The sequence below is a fragment of the Photorhabdus heterorhabditis genome (genome assembly GCF_018448905.1).
Taxonomy (GTDB): domain Bacteria; phylum Pseudomonadota; class Gammaproteobacteria; order Enterobacterales; family Enterobacteriaceae; genus Photorhabdus; species Photorhabdus heterorhabditis.
Genome location: NZ_RCWA01000044.1, coordinates 1 through 17,197, shown reverse-complemented (window position 1 = coordinate 17,197; position 17,197 = coordinate 1). Strand labels below are relative to the sequence as shown.

General features: G+C 39.0%; 13 protein-coding genes. 9 read left to right on the top strand and 4 right to left on the bottom strand.

Annotated features, from left to right (window positions below; all coding sequences use genetic code 11):
• Positions 1-291 precede the first annotated feature (291 nt).
• The 5 genes from EAE89_RS19520 (at position 292) to mog (ending at position 4,827) form a co-directional block, all read left to right on the top strand.
• On the top strand, positions 292-474 hold the full coding sequence (locus EAE89_RS19520) for a hypothetical protein (RefSeq protein ID WP_054477352.1): 183 nt from the start codon (positions 292-294) through the stop codon (positions 472-474).
• A 51-nt stretch (positions 475-525) separates the two neighbouring features.
• Entirely contained in the window at positions 526-1,806 is a 1,281-nt protein-coding gene (locus EAE89_RS19515) for a tRNA lysidine(34) synthetase (RefSeq protein ID WP_054477354.1), read from the top strand.
• Positions 1,807-1,829: 23 nt separating this feature from the next.
• Positions 1,830-3,041, top strand: coding sequence for an MFS transporter (locus EAE89_RS19510; RefSeq protein ID WP_214086446.1), 1,212 nt, complete (start codon positions 1,830-1,832; stop codon positions 3,039-3,041).
• 167 nt (positions 3,042-3,208) lie between these two features.
• Complete coding sequence (tal, locus tag EAE89_RS19505) at positions 3,209-4,162, top strand: transaldolase (RefSeq protein WP_054477357.1); 954 nt, start codon at positions 3,209-3,211, stop codon at positions 4,160-4,162.
• Between the two features lie 89 nt (positions 4,163-4,251).
• Complete coding sequence (gene mog, locus EAE89_RS19500; protein ID WP_054477403.1) at positions 4,252-4,827, top strand: molybdopterin adenylyltransferase; 576 nt, start codon at positions 4,252-4,254, stop codon at positions 4,825-4,827.
• Between the two features lie 200 nt (positions 4,828-5,027).
• Here the strand turns inward: mog and satP are convergent, their stop codons facing one another.
• The gene (gene satP / locus EAE89_RS19495; protein ID WP_054477359.1) at positions 5,028-5,600 is read right to left on the bottom strand and encodes an acetate uptake transporter; all 573 of its coding nucleotides are present in this window, start codon (positions 5,598-5,600) and stop codon (positions 5,028-5,030) included.
• Between the two features lie 438 nt (positions 5,601-6,038).
• Between satP and dnaK the strand changes: the two genes are divergently transcribed.
• On the top strand, positions 6,039-7,949 hold the full coding sequence (dnaK, locus tag EAE89_RS19490; RefSeq protein WP_214086445.1) for a molecular chaperone DnaK: 1,911 nt from the start codon (positions 6,039-6,041) through the stop codon (positions 7,947-7,949).
• Positions 7,950-8,057: 108 nt separating this feature from the next.
• Positions 8,058-9,188 carry a molecular chaperone DnaJ gene (gene dnaJ, locus EAE89_RS19485; RefSeq protein ID WP_149616085.1) on the top strand — a complete coding sequence of 377 codons (1,131 nt, stop codon included), beginning with the start codon at positions 8,058-8,060 and terminating at the stop codon, positions 9,186-9,188.
• A 102-nt stretch (positions 9,189-9,290) separates the two neighbouring features.
• On the opposite strand, the gene EAE89_RS19480 is transcribed toward dnaJ, so the two are convergent.
• From EAE89_RS19480 to EAE89_RS19470, 3 genes are all read right to left on the bottom strand, one after another.
• Complete coding sequence (locus EAE89_RS19480) at positions 9,291-10,595, bottom strand: carbohydrate porin (RefSeq protein ID WP_083451889.1); 1,305 nt, start codon at positions 10,593-10,595, stop codon at positions 9,291-9,293.
• Positions 10,579-12,000: a glycoside hydrolase family 1 protein gene (locus EAE89_RS19475; RefSeq protein WP_054477363.1), complete on the bottom strand. Its 1,422-nt coding sequence runs from the start codon at positions 11,998-12,000 to the stop codon at positions 10,579-10,581. The genes EAE89_RS19480 and EAE89_RS19475 overlap by 17 nt, the downstream gene beginning before the upstream one ends.
• 73 nt (positions 12,001-12,073) lie before the next feature.
• Positions 12,074-13,522: a PTS transporter subunit EIIC gene (locus EAE89_RS19470; RefSeq protein ID WP_214086444.1), complete on the bottom strand. Its 1,449-nt coding sequence runs from the start codon at positions 13,520-13,522 to the stop codon at positions 12,074-12,076.
• Positions 13,523-14,077: 555 nt separating this feature from the next.
• Here EAE89_RS19470 and EAE89_RS19465 point away from each other — a divergent pair.
• Both EAE89_RS19465 and EAE89_RS19460 read left to right on the top strand, forming a co-directional pair.
• Positions 14,078-14,932, top strand: coding sequence for a PRD domain-containing protein (locus tag EAE89_RS19465; protein WP_054477366.1), 855 nt, complete (start codon positions 14,078-14,080; stop codon positions 14,930-14,932).
• 113 nt (positions 14,933-15,045) lie between these two features.
• Complete coding sequence (locus EAE89_RS19460; protein WP_214086443.1) at positions 15,046-16,896, top strand: beta-glucoside-specific PTS transporter subunit IIABC; 1,851 nt, start codon at positions 15,046-15,048, stop codon at positions 16,894-16,896.
• Positions 16,897-17,197: the final 301 nt, after the last annotated feature.

Below are 17,197 nucleotides of genomic sequence, written 5' to 3'. Positions count from 1 at the left end.
ATCACGACGATAGCGGAAACTGGGTGCGTGATATCTGTAGGGTAACAAGCTGATAATTTTGCATTCCATTTTATTGATCGATACTGCTATTAACGTTAAAAATATTTAAATAATTTATAAAGTTATATTTTAATTTAATTTTATATATTATTTTAAATAAAGTTTTTAGACTTATTAAAATATTAATTTTTGTGAATTTGATCTATTTTTCTTGAGCTGTAATAGTGTAGTTATTCTAAAGGTGAGAGCACTTCTTGCAAATTTGTTTTTTATAAAATTGGAGGAATAGAGATGCAATCAACAGCTCAAAAGCTATTTCAGCCTATATTTACTCGTAAAGCTGAACCTATAAGGTTATTTAGTGTTTCGCAGGATGAAATTGGTTTCGAAGAAATCAATCAAATGATTATTGGACGTATTAAACGTGATGCTGACTTGCTCATGAGTGTCGGTGAGAGTATCGCCCATATTTAAAATAGAAGCCTGTTGTATCTAACAACAGGCTCTTTCTTGTAAGAGATTATTATGAAAAAACATACCGTGTTGCTTAAAGATAGGTTAGATAAAATTCATGTGCTTTCTGCAAAGTCTGGGATCCCGTTGAGAAGATTCCTGAAGGAGAATTACATACCCCAAGACTCTATACTTTGCTATGTGAATGATAAAATAACAGATGATCAAAGCTATGTAGTAAAAGAAAGCGATAAAATAGTTTTGGATATGGTAAGGGCATATCAACTCCCAGAATATTGCAGAACTTTACGTTTATGGGAAGATGATGGCGTTGAGGTAACACAGGAAAATACAGATTCAATTTATACTAAGAGAATACTCTGGTTTAAAGAGAATGGTATTTGCGATCTAAAACAAACACAATTTAATGAGGATAGTTTTGTAAAATATATTGATGACATGTTTGTTCAAGGGATTCTTACTAAGTCTTTGATTAAGGAAAATGATAAAATTGTACTTGCCTTATCTGGAGGTAGAGATAGTCTGGCATTATTATATCTTTTGAGAAGAAATGTGGATAAATTGCCAAAGCATGAGTTAATTGGAGTTACTGTTGCTGATACGGCAGCATCAGGCGCAGATGTTAAAGTGGCTGCTGAGGCTATCGCAAATTTGGGTGTAAGAGACTATACAATATTACCACTTTCTTATGTTAATGAAACGATGCATTTTACAAATGGTTTTGAAAACGTTATTGAAAAAGTGCTTGTAACAAGTGGACGTGGGCGTTCAATTACTTTGTGGCATACCATTATGAGAGCTTGTGTTGAAAGATTTGCAAGAGAAAAGGGAGTTTTTAATTTATCGTTTGGTTACCATTTTGAAGATTTATTTACCAGTATATTTAGAACATATACTTTGGGAATCTTATTAGGTGAGTCGGCTCCATTGAAAACGTGGGGAGAGTTTACGCATGTATCACCATTATGGACAATAACTAAAAAAGAATTGACATTATATCTTAAAATTGTGGCTCCTGAACACCATTCGAAACAGGGATCGCCTACAGACTATGATAGAGGAGATCATAATAGGGATATAAATTATTTTATAGCTGATTTATTATCGGGTGTTTGGCCAGGGTTGGGATTCAATTTTTTTGAGTCACTTGAGCGATTATATAAAAATTATAATGTAGAAAATCCTAAATATGATGTATGTGATAATTGTGGAATTACATATACACATGCTTACGGTGATGATTTTGATAATAGGAAATTTAGGCATGTTTGTAATCATTGTTCTTATTTGATTGAAATCGGGGAAATACCATTAATGAAATCGATTGGATAAATAAAATATAAATGGGATAAGATATGGAGAATAAAAACAAGCTATTATCCTCTGATATAATATCTATCTTTGGTACAGGAATAAGTGAAATAGCGCTTCTTTCACTTGTATATTCAATTACCAAGTCGGAGATAGATACGTCTTTAATGGTATCTTTAAGGTTAACAGCGAGTATATTAGTTTTTGTAGTTATTGGCGGGCTAACTGCTCGGTTGAGTATGCGGGCTATTTGTATTTCTTCGGATTTCTTCCGGGCAGTAACAATATTTCTTGCTGTATTTGTCAATAATATGTATTTATTATTTTTCATATCTTTCCTGCTGTCATTTTTTTCAGGTTTAAATATATCGATAAGGTCAGTGGCGTACCAAGTATTTGTCAGCTCAGAAGAAAGAGTTGCTTTTATATCAAAGCAACAATTCTATTATGGGTTGCTCTCTATATCCTCTCCGTTGATAGCAGGTTTTTTGATAAATATGATTTCAATACGATCTTTATTTTTTATTGAATCAATGTGCTTTATGTTATCAATTATATTTTTATTTTTTATCAGTGATTGGGGAACTAAAATAAAGGAAAAAGATATTTCTATGAAATATGGTGGTTTAGAATATATTATCAAGAATAATACTCAGAGAAATATATTATTATTCAGGATAAGTATTTTAACTGCAATGGTGTCATACCAAGTGATTTCAACCTATATAATGACTTCTCACTATGCAACAATTGTCTCTTTATTTAGTGAATTATATTCGTTTTCTTTTTCTGATTTAATTGCTTATTTTTCCTTTTTAGCTTCTGTTTCGATGTTATTTGGATCTTATTTTTCTAGCTACTATTTCAATATAAGTAAATTAAAAAAATCTTTCTTTCTTGGTTCTCTATTGATTGCAGTTGGGAGTATTCTTTGGGCTATGCCTTTGTCAAAAAGTGTCCTGTTATTTTATACTTTGGGAACTATGCTTATTTTTATCGGACTCTCTTTTTTAAGGATATCTCTCTATACATCAGGGCAAGAGCTGACCCCAGAAAAATATTTTGCTAGAATAATATCGTCTTCGGATGCAATTTCAAGAAGTTACCAGTCAGCCTTTGGTATTATCATAATAGGGTTAATCCCTTTGCTAGGAAGTAGTATTTTATTTCTCTTTTTTGCAATGTGTTCTTTGAGCTCAGTTTTTGTTGCAAAGAAAATAAGTGCCGACGTTGAGAATAAACTCACATTAAAGTAATTTTTTGTGAAAAAATTTATCTTCTAATCCCCGGGAGCATAGTATAACTCTGTGACCGGTGTGAGTGATCGTTTTACCGCCTTGCAGCAAGATCTTACCGTGTTATTATCAATGGATGGCGCAGCCACAATGCCACAATTTCACGCATAACGATGAGATATGACAAAATGACCGATAAACTAACCTCCCTGCGTAAACTGACAACAGTAGTAGCAGATACCGGGGATATTGCGGCGATGAAACTTTATCAGCCACAAGATGCGACAACTAACCCATCTCTGATCCTTAACGCTGCACAGATCCCTGAATACCGTAAACTAATTGATGAAGCAATTGCGTGGGCGCGCGAACAGAGTAACTCCCGTGAGCAGCAGATTGTAGATGCCAGCGATAAACTGGCGGTGAATATTGGTTTGGAAATTCTGAAATTGATCCCAGGCCGTATCTCTACTGAAGTAGATGCTCGTCTATCTTATGACACCGAAGCCAGTGTCGCTAAAGCTAAGCGCCTGATAAAGCTGTATAACGAAGCGGGTATCAGCAATGATCGTATTCTGATTAAACTGGCTTCAACCTGGCAGGGTATCCGTGCGGCTGAGCAGTTAGAAAAACAAGGTATTAACTGTAACCTGACTCTGTTGTTTTCCTTTGCTCAGGCGCGTGCTTGTGCTGAAGCGGGAGTTTACCTGATTTCGCCATTCGTTGGTCGTATCCTTGACTGGTATAAAGCGAACAGCGATAAAAAAGAATTCGCTCCACACGAAGATCCTGGCGTTATTTCTGTGACCGAAATCTACCAATATTATAAACAACATGGCTATGACACCGTTGTTATGGGAGCAAGTTTCCGTAATTCCGGTGAGATCCTGGAATTGGCTGGTTGTGACCGTTTGACTATCGCCCCTGCGCTGTTGAAAGAATTATCTGAAGCTCAGGGTGAGATTGAATGTAAATTGGGTTATACCGGTGACGTTAAAGCGCGTCCAGAGCCACTGAATGAAGCTCAGTTCTATTGGGAACACCATCAAGATGCAATGGCAACAGAAAAACTGGCGGATGGTATCCGTAAATTTGCTGTAGATCAGGGCAAACTTGAGAAGATGATCGCTGATCTGCTGTAATGATAGGTCATAAACTATTCTTTTAGTTTTAAAGGCGGCATAATTAGCCGCCTTTTTGCTATTAGTTAATTGTGTTGATTGAGGTTTATATGAATGAGTTGCGCATTGGTCTGGTATCTGTCTCTGATCGTGCATCAAGCGGTGTTTATCAGGACAAAGGGATTCCAGCGCTGGAAGAGTGGTTGAAAAGTGCTATTACGACACCTTTCCATGTAGAAACTCGTTTAATCCCTGATGAGCAGATCATTATTGAACAAACCCTGTGTGAATTGGTGGATGAAATCGGTTGTCATTTAGTTCTAACTACTGGTGGAACTGGCCCAGCTCGTCGGGATGTGACTCCTGATGCCACATTGGCGGTTGCAGACCGTGAAATGCCGGGTTATGGCGAACAGATGCGCCAAATTAGCTTAAAATTCGTTCCAACAGCAATTTTGTCCCGTCAGGTTGGCGTGATCCGCAAGCAGGCTCTTATCCTGAACCTACCAGGGCAACCAAAAGCAATAGCAGAAACGCTGGAAGGCTTGAAAGGCGAACATGGTGAAGTTCTGGTACCCGGCATTTTTGCCAGCGTGCCGTATTGTATCCAACTGCTGGATGGCCCGTATGTTGAAACCGATGACAAGGTAGTTGCTGCTTTTAGACCGAAGAGTGCTCGTCGCTGAGCAATGAGCTAACTGTAGAAATAATCAAAAAATCGAGCTTAATCTGACATCTATCAAGACTAGCACTGAAAATAAATCCACAAAGATTGATTGCCTGTTATTGGGGCTGACACCCCATAACAGGCTAAAAATAACCCATAATATCAGGGCAACGGCCCTTGATGAGTTATAGGTTATGGCGTGCAAGGTAAAAACTTGGTTTATGACGGTTTTATTTCGCCAATTGGTAGGACAGTACGGCCATATTGCTCATTCAGCACTTCTGCCATTGCCAGATAAAATGCACTGGCACCACAAATTATCCCTTCATAACCGGCAATGGTTAGCAGAGCGGTATTTCCGGTAAAGTTTCCGATAGCTAACATAGCAAATAGCAGCGTTAGGCCGCCGAAGATAAATTGTAGCACGCGGTTAGTTTTAAAAGTGCCAAAGAACATAAACAGAGTAAAAATACCCCACAGGCCAAGATATACCGCTAAATACTGACTGCTGGTGACTTCTGCCAGTCCCATTTTGGGTAGGAATAACAACCCGACCAGACTGAGCCAAAACAGTCCATAGGAGGTGAAAGCGGTAGCGGCGAAAGTATTGCCTTTCTTATATTCGAAAAGCCCCGCAATGACTTGAGCTAGGCCGCCATAAAAAATACCCATACTCAGGATAACTGATGCCAGTGGGAAGAAACCTGCGTTATGCAGATTAAGCAGAATGGTTGTCATGCCGAATCCCATCAAACCTAAAGGGCCGGGATTTGCCAACTGATTAGTGCTCATAAGTCCTCTGAAAGAAAATCGTATACCCTTCATCCTTCAAGTCGCTGCTTTGTTGGCTGCTTTCATTTACCCCAGTCACATCGTTATCTATGCGCCTGAGAATGCGTTCACTTGCCACCGTGCTGCAAATTGAAATCTACTGGGTATAAAAGTAATAAATAGCAAAGGTGGCGAATCATAATGATCTGTCAGCAAGGAAACAATGACCTGTGAAATAATAAAAAGGTTTTTTTTCACTCCCCCCCTTGATGCTGGTTTTAACGGCCCCATCTTATAATCAACCGCAGTTGCTAACCGCTGTCTTATACAGCTGATGTATATAAGCAAAGGTGAGGAATCGCATAAAGGCATAAAAATAGGTGCCATTGAAAAGCAGATACTTATCCTCATATTGATTAGCAACTTGACTAATTACGAATTTCTTGTGGAGGCGTTTAGATGGGTAAAATTATTGGTATCGACCTGGGAACTACCAACTCTTGTGTAGCTATTATGGATGGCACGACAGCTCGTGTATTAGAAAACAGCGAAGGTGATCGTACAACTCCTTCCATCATTGCATATACCCAGGATGGTGAAACTCTGGTTGGTCAACCGGCTAAACGTCAGGCTGTTACTAACCCGCAAAATACGCTGTTTGCTATTAAGCGTCTGATTGGTCGTCGTTTTCAGGACGATGAAGCACAACGCGATGTAGCTATCATGCCATACAAAATCATTGCGGCAGATAACGGTGACGCATGGTTGGAAGTGAAAGACCAGAAAATGGCTCCTCCTCAGGTTTCTGCTGAAGTTCTGAAAAAAATGAAGAAAACAGCTGAAGATTATCTGGGTGAGCCAGTAACTGAAGCGGTAATCACTGTACCTGCATATTTTAACGATGCTCAGCGTCAGGCAACAAAAGATGCCGGTCGTATCGCTGGTCTGGAAGTAAAACGTATTATCAACGAACCAACCGCCGCTGCACTGGCTTATGGCTTGGACAGAGAAGTTGGTAACCGCACCATTGCAGTTTATGACCTTGGCGGTGGTACTTTCGATATTTCTATTATCGAGATTGATGAAGTTGACGGCGAAAAAACCTATGAAGTTCTTGCAACCAACGGTGATACTCACTTGGGTGGTGAAGACTTCGATAGCCGTATGATCAACTATCTGGTTGACGAATTTAAGAAAGATCAAGGCATTGATCTGCGTAATGACCCGCTGGCAATGCAGCGTCTGAAAGAAGCAGCAGAAAAAGCGAAAATCGAGCTCTCTTCTGCACAGCAGACTGATGTTAACCTGCCGTACATCACGGCGGATGCGACTGGTCCTAAGCACATGAACATCAAAGTGACCCGAGCGAAACTGGAGTCACTGGTAGAAGATCTGGTCAAACGCTCTATGGAGCCTGTGAGGGTTGCATTGCAAGATGCGGGTTTGTCAGTTTCTGATGTGAACGATGTGATTTTGGTGGGTGGTCAAACCCGTATGCCAATGGTCCAGAAAGTGGTCGCTGATTTCTTCGGTAAAGAGCCACGTAAAGACGTGAACCCTGACGAAGCGGTAGCCATGGGTGCAGCAGTACAGGGTGGTGTTCTGTCTGGTGATGTGAAAGACGTGTTGTTGCTGGATGTAACGCCTCTGTCTCTGGGTATCGAAACTATGGGTGGCGTGATGACAGCCCTCATTGCGAAAAATACCACAATCCCAACCAAACACAGCCAGGTGTTCTCTACAGCAGAAGATAACCAAGCTGCGGTAACTATCCATGTGTTGCAGGGGGAGCGTAAACGTGCCGGTGATAACAAATCTCTGGGCCAGTTTAACCTAGATGGTATTCAGCCAGCTCCGCGTGGTATGCCTCAGATTGAAGTGACTTTTGACATTGATGCTGATGGTATTTTGCATGTGTCTGCTAAAGACAAAAATAGTGGCCGCGAACAGCAGATCACTATCAAGGCTTCTTCTGGTCTGAATGAGGAAGAAATTCAACGGATGGTTCGTGATGCAGAAGCTAACGCGGAATCTGATCGTAAGTTTGAAGAGTTGGTACAGGTTCGTAACCAGGCAGATCAACTAGTTCACGGCACTCGTAAGCAAGTAGAAGAAGCAGGTGACAAACTGCCAGCAGAAGATAAAGCAGCTATTGAAAGCGCTGTTGCTGAATTGGAAAAAGTCGCCAAAGGCGAAGATAAAGCTGATATCGAAGCGAAAATTCAGGCTTTGGTGCAGGCTTCCGCTAAGCTGTTAGAAATTGCTCAGCAGCAGGCTCAGACGGGGTCAGCAGCAGACGCTGGTGATAGTGCGAAAAAAGATGACGACGTTGTAGACGCTGAATTCGAAGAAGTGAAAGACAAAAAATAATTGCCCTTAGCGGGCGCGGTGATAGTTATGACAACTGTTGCTGATTAACCGGCACGGGCGTTGAGGGAACTCTGCGCCCGTGCGCGCATGTTAAGGGTAAAATAAGAGATGGCAAAGAGAGATTGTTACGAGGTTTTGGGCGTTTCCAAAACAGCGGACGAAAAAGAGATTAAAAAAGCCTATAAACGACTGGCAATGAAATATCACCCCGATCGTAATCAGGGCGATAAAGATGCAGAAAGCAAATTCAAAGAAGTTAAAGAAGCTTACGAGATCCTGACGGATGATCAGAAACGCGCTGCCTATGACCAGTATGGTCATGCTGCTTTTGAACAAGGCGGTATGGGTGGTGGTGGATTCGGTGGTGGTGCCGATTTCAGTGATATCTTTGGTGACGTTTTCGGTGATATCTTCGGCGGTGGTCGCCGTCAGCAGCGCCAAAGCCGTGGTGCTGATTTGCGTTACAGCATGGAATTGACGCTGGAAGAAGCGGTCCGTGGTGTGACCAAAGAGATCCGCATCCCGACACTGGAAACTTGTGATGTATGTCATGGTAGCGGTGCTAAAGCAGGAACCAGTCCTGTAACCTGTTCAACCTGTCAGGGCGCAGGTCAGGTTCATATGCGTCAGGGCTTCTTTACTGTTCAGCAGCCTTGTCCACACTGTCATGGCCGTGGTCAGATCATTAAAGATTCTTGTAATAAGTGTCGTGGTCATGGGCGTGTTGAAAAATATAAAACATTGTCTGTCAAAATCCCGGCGGGTGTGGACACCGGTGACCGTGTTCGTCTGAGTGGTGAGGGCGAAGCCGGGAGTAATGGCGCACCCGCTGGTGACTTGTACGTTCAGGTACAGGTGAAACGGCACCATATCTTTGAGCGTGAAGAAAATAATCTTTATTGCGAAGTGCCAGTTAACTTTGCAATGGCGGCGTTGGGCGGAGAAATTGAAGTACCAACGCTTGATGGTCGTGTGAAACTGAAAATACCTGCGGAAACCCAGACGGGTAAAATGTTCCGCATGAAAGGCAAAGGCGTTAAATCTGTTCGTGGCGGCGTTCAAGGGGATTTGCTGTGCCGGGTAGTAGTAGAAACACCGGTTAAATTGAACGAAAGGCAGAAAGAATTACTGCGTGAATTGGGTGAGTCTTTAGGCGGTACTGGTGGTGAAACCAATAGTCCGCGTTCTAAAAGCTTCTTCGATGGCGTAAAGAAATTTTTTGATGATTTGACCAAATAATAGCTAATTTTTCCACGTAAATAGAGCTGCATTTCTGATGTAGTTCAGATTGTTGACTAAAGTCCTCGTTTTCATACGAGGACTTTTTGCCTTGGTTGAAGATCATAAGCTAAAGGTAATTTGTGTGAGCAAATTATAAGCATCGTCCTCTTTCGGTGTTACTGATGGATGGTGGGTATACGATAAGCTGTTCGTCCAATAGATTCCGTTGGAAACACGATATGAATATGACGCGGAAGCGGTTGCACTATAACTTTCAGCAACTTGACCATTGCGGGCAAAGTAATCTTTCGCATCATCACTGAACTTATTGTATGACAAACCAAGAGTAAGCATATCGTTTGGGCGTGAATTGAGTAGTCCAATGCTAAACAGTGATAATGAAACATCGGCGTTAAACAAGTTACGATCCTTTGGTGCGTAATTGGCTTTACCGTCAATATACCAGCCACGGAAAGGCATCGATGCATCCGGCTTGGTTATCTGGCGGGTAGCCGCTATATAATGAGAATAGGTATAATCTTCATATTTTGAGTTGTTATAGTTAAAATAAGGCGTTTTATTAAACACCGAGCCGCCACGAATCCAGATCATACTTTCCGTTTCATCGGCATTAACACGATAACCTAATTCATTAATGATCAATGTACCCGCACTAGGAACTTTCCAGCGCAGACCGTAAGTATTGTATTTTGAATCTGCTTTTAAACCTTCCGAGCTTTGACTTCTGGCAACTCCAATGTGGTCATACCAGCGTTTATTTTTCGATAAAAATCGAATATCTATTGATGGGCTGGGTTTTGTACTGGGCAAGCCAGCTTGGGACAACATTACGCTGGTTGGCCCCAAAGCCGATGATGCGGTACTGCTACCTAAAAATAAGCCATAGAAATGAGAAAGCAATGTTGTATAGCCGTAATTCAATATCACCCTATCATTGAACAAGGGCTGGTTAATAGAGAAAGCGGAGATAAAAGGGTGCCCATCTTGACCATTATTTTTAAAGTTATTATAGGCGTAGTTTAGACCTACACGCAGTTGCGCCTTATCACTGAAACCAATCCGTGATAAATCATAGGTCAGTTCTGTAGAAACAAAATTACCGGTGGTTAAACGTTGACCTACATAATTAGGATTAGGTGTATTTTTCCAGTTTCTTGAAAGGTCATAGGTTAAGTTTGTTAGCATTTGAAAATTTGCATAAAAGCCTCGATCTGCCATTTCTTTTCTGAGACCGCCCCATTCGGGAAATACAGTATCACATGCAGATGCGACCGAAGGTGTTTCCGGCCCTCTCGGTAAAAGGGGATCATATGAGCTACAGTTACTTTCTGCCGCCACATTTATATTGCTATACAGCAATATAAGTGGCAGCGTTGATAAAACAAATTTATTGGCTATTTTCATTTTTTGCTCCCGGTGCTTTAAGAATATTTCCGTGACTGCTTATAATATCTTTATACCAGTTAAAACTTTTCTTACGCCGACGCTCCAGTGTTCCATTGCCTTGATCATCACGATCGACATAAATAAATCCGTATCGTTTTGACATTTCGGCTGTAGAGGCACTGACTAAATCTATTGGCCCCCATGAGGTATACCCCAAGATCTGGACACCATCTTCAATGGCTTCTCGTACTTGGAATAAATGATCGTTGAGATATTGAATACGATAATCATCAATAATAGAGCCATCATCTTGAATAACATCTCTTGCTCCCAGACCATTTTCTACAATAAATAGTGGCATCTGGTAACGGTCATATAATGTATTGAGAAGATAACGGAGTCCTTGAGGATCTATTTGCCATCCCCACTCTGAACTGGCTAGATGAGGGTTTTTCACCGGATTAATCATATTACCTGAGGATTTAACAATATTTGGATCTGTAGTTGCACAACAGCTCATGTAGTAACTGAGAGAGAGGAAATCAACAGTTTCTTTTAGTGCTTGTTTATCTTCATCGGTTATATCAAGTGTAATATTTTGCTCTTTAAATAGGCGTGTCATATAAGATGGATAATATCCACGAGCTTGAACATCAAAAAAGAACAGTGATTCTCTATTCTTTTTCAATGATTCTAATACATCATCGGGATGACAGGTTAATGGGTAGTAAGATGTTGCTGCCACCATATTACCAATTTTTGCATCTGGAATAATTTCGTGGCAGGCTTTAACGGCTTTGGCACTGGCAACTAACTGATAATGCAGGGCTTGATAAATATCCTGAATTTTACTGCCTTCCGGCAACCCTGTACCGGTAAAGCAGGAAAAGAGAGACATGTTAATTTCATTGAATGTCAGCCAGTATTTTACTTTATATTTGTAACGTTCAAAAACAGTTCTGGCATAATGTTCAAAGAATTTAATTGTTTTACGATTTCCCCAACCACCATATTTTTTTACTAAGCCATAAGGCATTTCAAAATGAGAGAGGGTAATTAATGGTTGAATATGATATTTTCTCATTTCATCAAAAAGGCGATCATAAAAAGCTAGACCATTTTCATTCGGTATTTCTTCATCTCCTTCAGGAAATATACGTGTCCAGGCGATAGACGTTCTCAGGCATTTAAATCCCATTTCAGCAAACAGGGCAATATCGTCAGGATAACGATGATAAAAATCAATGCCGATATCCTTGATATTAAAATCATCCGTATTGCGCTCTATATTGCTGCCAATGACTCCATGGGGTTGCAGATCTGAGGTTGATAGCCCTTTTCCACCTATTTGATAGGCTCCTTCGACCTGATTTGCTGCTAATGCGCCTCCCCAAAGGAAGTTTTCTGGAAATTGTTTTTTCATGGTTTTCCTCTTTAATGATTTGTTAAACCTGCGAGATATCGTCTTAATGTGATTATTTCTTTCAACGTTTAAATTAATTTGTTGTGCGGGATATTATTTGTGATCCCTTAGTCTCTGACGGTACACCGAATAAATATGTTGCAATACAGGAGAAGATGAATGAACCCAGCGAACCCAATATTATGCTCCAGAAAGCGCTGTCTAATTCCCCGGTAGGAGAAATAAATGAGGTAAATGCAAAGACGCCCATACCGCCAAAGATGTGTGCTGTTCCCGAATAGAAACCGATAATACCGCCTCCAAGTGCCCCACCAATACAACCAATGATAAATGGGCGTTTTAGTGGCAGTGTTACACCATAGATTGCGGGTTCGGTAATACCAAAGAGGTTTGATATCAGAGCAGTGCCTGATAGCGCTTTCATTTTCTTATCGCGTGTACGTAACAAGACGCCCAATGTTGCTCCCGCCTGGCCAAATATTGCTGGTTGGAGCAGTGGGGAGAGCATATCTTTTCCTTGTGTCATCATATTATTGATAATTATAGGAATTAATCCCCAATGTAGCCCGAAAATAACGCAAACTTGCCATACGGCTCCCATTAAAATACCTGCAATGACGGGGTTTAGTTGATAGAAAAAGAGATATCCTGTTGCCAAACCATCACTAAGTGCCGTTGCTATAGGGCCAATTATCAGGAAGGTCAACGGAACAGTAATCAATAGGCACAGGAAAGGGGTAATGAGTGCTTTGAAAGAAGAAGGAAACCAGCTATTAAGTTTTTTTTCCAGAAAACAACTAAACCATGCTGATAAAATAATGGGAATAACTGTTGAGCTGTAATTAATGAAAGTAATCGGAATGCCTAAGAAATCTAAAGGAACAGCGGAGGTCGTTTGCGACAGTTTAAATGCTTCAGTCATTGTTGGATAGGTTAAGGCTGCCCCAATAACCATGGTAATAAAAGGGTTGCCACCGAACCGTTTACCTGCGGTATACCCTAATAGAATAGGCATGAAATAAAGCATTGCATCGCCAGTAGCGAATAAAATTTTATAGGTGCCACCTTCTGGGTCCATCCAGTTAAATACGCTAGATAAAGCGAGTATTCCTTTAATCAATCCGGCAGCGACTAGTACGCCTAATAGTGGTGTGAAAATACTGGAAATAATATCAATTGCTACATTAAGAATACGTTTTAAGCCTTTTGAATTATCTTTTTTTATCTCTTGCTGTGACGTTACACTTTGTTTAACCTCGGGATTTTCTGCGTTACCTTGTGAATATTTATTATTGATATTATCGTAAACATCTCCTACATGGCTGCCAATAACCACTTGGTATTGACCACCGCTCTCTACGACGGTAATAATTCCTGTAGTTCGTTTGAGTAATTCACTATTGGCTAAGTTTCTATTTTTAAGTTTAAACCGTAAACGTGTAGCACAATGGACAAGACTCGATATATTCTCTTTCCCCCCTATTGCGCAGACTATCTCATCAGACAGACTTTCGTACTTCATTAGATTTCCCCTTTTTTAAGTTGAAAACAGCGAAAGGCCGAATTAAAGTCAAAAAAAAACCTAACCCATGATCTTCAATAGCCCTAGGATAGGGATATATCGTAGATGATGGATTAGGTTTTGCCCGACATTGGTCGCAACCAAGTCGGTAACAAGCCTATTAATCAATATTTAGAAACTAGTTACTCTTTATGATTCTTGCAAGTTATTAGGATTAATTTTAGCGAAAATGTGATTCTTATCATAAATACAGTAGATAAATTGAGAATATTGCAGTGTCATTGACTTTATAAAAATTATGTCTTAGCCTGAGGGATGAAATATCTATATGAATATAGTGTACAGGAGTGTCACTGACTCGATCAGGCACAACCAAGTCACGGATGTATTTTGCCTATTCTATATACCCAATGGATTTCAAGATGTATCGCGACGGCAAGGGAGAATAGATAACTCTGTGACCGGGGTGAGTGAGTGCAGCCAACAAAGAGGCAACTTGAAAGATAACGGGTATAGGTTAGTGCAGATAATGGTTTATCCTGTAAGGTATATCTTTTGTTAACTATAATAAAACTCATAAATAATAATGTGGTCCTTGCTATTGATGAGAATAATAGCGAAATGATTCTCATGGATAAGGGTATCGGATTTAATAGGAAAAAAGGGGATAGGTTGCATGTTCAAGATGTTGCAAAAGTTTTTACTGTTGAAAAGCACTATAAGATAAGTCAGATCCTTTCTACTATCCCTGTTTCAGTTATAGAGTTAACAGAACAAATTATCACATTAGGGAAAAATTTTCTTGCCAAACCGATTAACGATTCATTACTCATTACGTTATCAGAACATTTAAGTTTTGCCTTTGAGCGTGTAAATAAAGGATACCAGATTGGTAATGTCTTACAATGGGAGATCCCGCATCTTTACCCGTTGGAGTATGAAGTAGGTAAACAGGCACTTATCCATATTAATAACCAGATTGAACAACCGTTACCGCCGATAGAAGCTTCATTGATTGCCTTGCATTTTGTTAATGCTCAATATGAAGGGCAAACTATGGGGGATACATTAAAATTAACGAACTTAATTAATAAAACTGTTAAACTTATTCACTATTATTTTCATGTTAATCTTGATCCAACATCAGTAAATTATTCTCGTTTTATTACTCATCTGCGCTATTTCTTAATCAGACAAAATAAAAATGATCTCTCGTCTGCTATTGAAATGGATTTTTCATTGCAAGAATTGATAGAAGAAAAATACTTCAAAAGTTACAATTGTGCGGTGAAGCTAATTAGATATTTGAGGGAAAAATATCAATGGAAGGTTCCTGATGATGAGTTGATTTATTTGGTTATTCATATAGAGCGGGTGGTCAATGATAGTTATAAGGCAAAAGATTCATGATAAGTGCATCATTAAGTGGATGTGTAGACAGGTATTAACTTAAGCAATGACTGAGATTAATGTATTTATATTTATTTGATTTTTTTGATAATAAATTATAGGTGGTGATTAAAATGAATTATGAAGAGTTTGCGAGAGACATTATTGTATTTCTTGGAGGAGGAGGAAATATAAGTAAGAGTTGGCATTGTGTTACTCGATTGCGTTTTAATATTATAGATGATAGTAAGGTAGAGATTACTTCTATAAAGAAAATGCAAGGGGTTATGGGGGCGCGCTTTCACAGCGGACAGTTGCAAATAATTATTGGTAATAGAGTTATTGAAATATTTAATGAAATAATTAAGCAATTAAAAGAAACTTCGGGAAATTGTGATGAGTCAAAAAGTAATGTCATTAGCCACATTCTTGATATAATTTCAGGTATATTTGTTCCAATATTACCGGCAATCGTAGGATCTGGTTTACTTAAAGGTGGGTTGATTTTTTTCAATACGATGGGTTGGATTTCAGAAGAAAGTAATGAGTATAAATTATTATATGTTATTTTTGATGCGCCTTTGTATTTCCTACCTATTCTTGTGGCTTTTTCGGCAGCAAGAAAATTTAAAACTAATGAGTTTATTGCTGCAACATTAGCGTGTATTTTAATTTATCCAACATTATCTAACCTTGTCAGTACCTCTAGTGGAGAATATTTTGATGTGTTTGGTATTTCTATTCCGATTATTCATTATGGCTATACTGTTATTCCAATTATTTTAGGTGTTTGGTTGCTTAGTTATATTCATCGATGGGTAGATAGATTTATTCCTGTAGTATTAAAAATGGTACTGACACCCTTATTGGTGTTATTGATTTCTGTACCAATTATATTGGTTATTGTTGCCCCATTGGGAAATACAATTGGTTTGTATATTGAACAGGTGTTCGTAATGTTATTTTCTGTAATTGGCCCCCTTACCGGATTATTTCTGGGGGGAATTATACCTGTGCTGGTGATTACGGGGATGCATTATGCTTTTTTGCCGAGTGTTTTTGCTAACTTTAAATCTCTCGGATACGATTTTATGTTATTACCAATCAGTTTCGTCAGTAATATTGCTCAAGCCGGTGCTACATTGGCGGTTGCAATTAAAATTAAAGATAGACAGATGAAATCATTAGCTTATTCATCCTCATTCTCTGCGTTTTTAGGTATCACCGAGCCAGCGATGTATGGTGTTACTCTTAAATTAAAAAAACCTTTTTATGCTGCCTTAATTGGTGGGGCGGTTGGTGGCGCTATTGTAGGTATTCTTTCTATAAAAATATTTGCTTTTAGTCTACCAGGATTGGTGTCATTACCTTTTTATGTGCAAAAAGATAGTAACAACTTACTTTTTATTTTGTTTGCCATTTTCAGTAGTTTCTTAGTCGCATTTATACTTACATTACTCATGAAATTAGAATCTAATGTTGATTCTATGGTATTAATAAAGCCTCGTTTTTCAAAGACAAAGAAAATCACATTACTTTCTCCGATGACCGGTAAAATTGAACCTCTTTCAAGTGTACCTGATGACATTTTTTCTGAAAAAATTATTGGTGATGGTGTTGCTATTATTCCTACAGAAGGGGTGGTTAAAGCGCCTTTTAATGGCAAGGTTTCAATGATTACGCCAACTGGACATGCTGTTGGTTTAATCTCCGATCAGGGGATTGAATTATTAATTCATATTGGTATTGAAACCGTAGGTTTGCAAGGAATAGGTTTTAATTTGCAAGTGATAGAGGGACAGAGAGTGAGGGTTGGTGATGTATTAGTTAATTTTGATCTGGGGTTTTTTCAAGAGAATAAAATCCAGATTATATCGCCAATTATTGTGACGAATAGCGAAGAATACCACTCAATAACGCCTAAAAAGAAAAAAAGAGTTATTGGATGTAAAGATGATTTGTTGATTGTTAATTTATATTCATAATGTTTTTGGGGATTGAGAAATTGCTGTCTAATCAATTTCAATATCTATTAATTATTTACACTATTATCTTGTTATTATTGTCTTGTTTTATCTATCGAATTATTAGAATTTATTTAAGTGTGTAAAATTTGAAGAAAAAATATATTTCTCACAACATGAGTTTATGTTGAATACTAGGCTGTGTCCCTTAATATCAATTAATAGTATTATTATCTGATTGATTTCGATGCAGGAACAAAATAGTGGCACGTTACGACATTTCTGATGATGCTTGGATATTGATAGAATCTTGTTTGCCCCC

Bases quoted from the DNA above. Each gene is read 5' to 3' on its own strand.
- EAE89_RS19520 (WP_054477352.1), top strand. From the start codon at position 292: ATGCAATCAACAGCTCAAAAGCTATTTCAGCCTATATTTACTCGTAAA.
- EAE89_RS19515 (WP_054477354.1), top strand. From the start codon at position 526: ATGAAAAAACATACCGTGTTGCTTAAAGATAGGTTAGATAAAATTCAT.
- EAE89_RS19510 (WP_214086446.1), top strand. From the start codon at position 1,830: ATGGAGAATAAAAACAAGCTATTATCCTCTGATATAATATCTATCTTT.
- tal (WP_054477357.1), top strand. From the start codon at position 3,209: ATGACCGATAAACTAACCTCCCTGCGTAAACTGACAACAGTAGTAGCA.
- mog (WP_054477403.1), top strand. From the start codon at position 4,252: ATGAATGAGTTGCGCATTGGTCTGGTATCTGTCTCTGATCGTGCATCA.
- satP (WP_054477359.1), bottom strand. From the start codon at position 5,600: ATGAGCACTAATCAGTTGGCAAATCCCGGCCCTTTAGGTTTGATGGGA.
- dnaK (WP_214086445.1), top strand. From the start codon at position 6,039: ATGGGTAAAATTATTGGTATCGACCTGGGAACTACCAACTCTTGTGTA.
- dnaJ (WP_149616085.1), top strand. From the start codon at position 8,058: ATGGCAAAGAGAGATTGTTACGAGGTTTTGGGCGTTTCCAAAACAGCG.
- EAE89_RS19480 (WP_083451889.1), bottom strand. From the start codon at position 10,595: ATGAAAATAGCCAATAAATTTGTTTTATCAACGCTGCCACTTATATTG.
- EAE89_RS19475 (WP_054477363.1), bottom strand. From the start codon at position 12,000: ATGAAAAAACAATTTCCAGAAAACTTCCTTTGGGGAGGCGCATTAGCA.
- EAE89_RS19470 (WP_214086444.1), bottom strand. From the start codon at position 13,522: ATGAAGTACGAAAGTCTGTCTGATGAGATAGTCTGCGCAATAGGGGGG.
- EAE89_RS19460 (WP_214086443.1), top strand. From the start codon at position 15,046: ATGAATTATGAAGAGTTTGCGAGAGACATTATTGTATTTCTTGGAGGA.